The following is a 1,535-nucleotide window of genomic DNA, read 5'->3' on the forward strand; positions in this document are numbered from 1 at the left end:
AAGCCCGCCGAGCAGACCCCGGCATCGATCCACTACTGGATGAGCCTGGTCTCGGACCTGCTGCCGCCGGGTGTCGTGAACATCATCAACGGCTTCGGGGTCGAGGCGGGCAAGCCTCTCGCGTCCAGCGCGCGCGTGGCGAAGGTCGCCTTCACCGGCGAGACCACGACGGGGCGGCTGATCATGCAGTACGCCTCCGAGAACATCAAACCGGTCACGCTCGAACTCGGCGGCAAGTCGCCGAACATCTTCTTCGACGACGTATGGGCTCGGGACGACGACTTCCGGGACAAGGCGCTCGAAGGCTTCACGATGTTCGCGCTGAACCAGGGTGAGGTGTGCACCTGTCCGTCCCGGGCGCTCGTCCAGCAGGGCCACTACAGCGAGTTCCTCGACGCGGCGGTCGCCCGTACCGAGCTGATCAAGCCTGGTCATCCGCTCGACACCGAGACGATGATCGGCGCCCAGGCCTCCAACGACCAGCTGGAGAAGATCCTTTCCTACCTGGACATCGGTCAGCAGGAGGGCGCCAAGGTCCTGACGGGCGGTCACCGTATCGAGTACGACGGTGAGCTGGCGGGCGGCTACTACGTCCAGCCGACGATCTTCCAGGGCGACAACCGGATGCGGATCTTCCAGGAGGAGATCTTCGGGCCGGTCGTGTCGGTCACATCGTTCGCGGACTTCGACGACGCCATCAAGATCGCCAACGACACGCTGTACGGGCTCGGGGCCGGTGTGTGGACGCGGGACATCAACACGGCGTACCGCGCGGGCCGTTCGATCCAGGCGGGCCGGGTGTGGACCAACTGCTACCACGCGTATCCGGCGCACGCGGCGTTCGGCGGCTACAAGCAGTCCGGCATCGGCCGCGAGAACCACAAGATGATGCTGGAGCACTACCAGCAGACGAAGAACCTCCTCGTGTCCTATTCACCCAAGAAGCTGGGCTTCTTCTAGGAACAGGCAGGAACAGACAGAACCGGCAGGAACAAAGCGAAGGGCGCCTGACCAGGCCAAACGCCTGTCAGGCGCCCTTCGCTGCGCAGAGCCGAACCATTGGCGTAGTGGCGGAAGAGAACCTGGACGCTCTGCCGAGCCGAGCCGAGCCGGGCACGCGCACGCACTCACGCAGGGTCACTGGATTGCAGAAGCGCCAACGCGGGGCGAACCGCGGGCCCGCGCACCCCCGCGGGCGAACGAAGCCTGGCCGGAAGCTGCAACTCGCTTCCTTCACAGCTTACTTCATGTCTTGACGAAAGCGGTCCAGACCTTTAGGTTCACGCCTCAGCATCGCACCATGTGACACATCCAGCGTTCACAAGGTGAACGGTGCCCCGGTTGATCATCCCCCCACGAAGGGCCCCTGCGCGCATGCCCAGATCTCTCTCCGCAGTTGTCTCCCTCGCCGTTCTCTCCCTCGCGACCGGCCTGCTCACCGCGTCCCCCGCGCAGGCTGCCACCGGCACCATCACCGGCCTCGCCGGGAAGTGCCTGGACGTCGCCGGGGCGAACTCCGCCGACGGCACGGCCGT

Annotated in this window: 2 pseudogenes; both read left to right on the forward strand. The window is 65.5% G+C overall.

Annotated features, from left to right (window positions below):
• Nucleotides 1-960 (forward strand): annotated as a pseudogene (gene adh, locus AOK17_RS47235) (aldehyde dehydrogenase); the annotation flags it as partial.
• A gap of 414 nt (nt 961-1,374) precedes the next feature.
• Nucleotides 1,375-1,535, forward strand: a pseudogene (locus tag AOK17_RS53350) (chitinase); the annotation flags it as partial.

This window comes from Streptomyces phaeochromogenes (assembly GCF_001418655.1).
Taxonomy (GTDB): domain Bacteria; phylum Actinomycetota; class Actinomycetes; order Streptomycetales; family Streptomycetaceae; genus Streptomyces; species Streptomyces phaeochromogenes.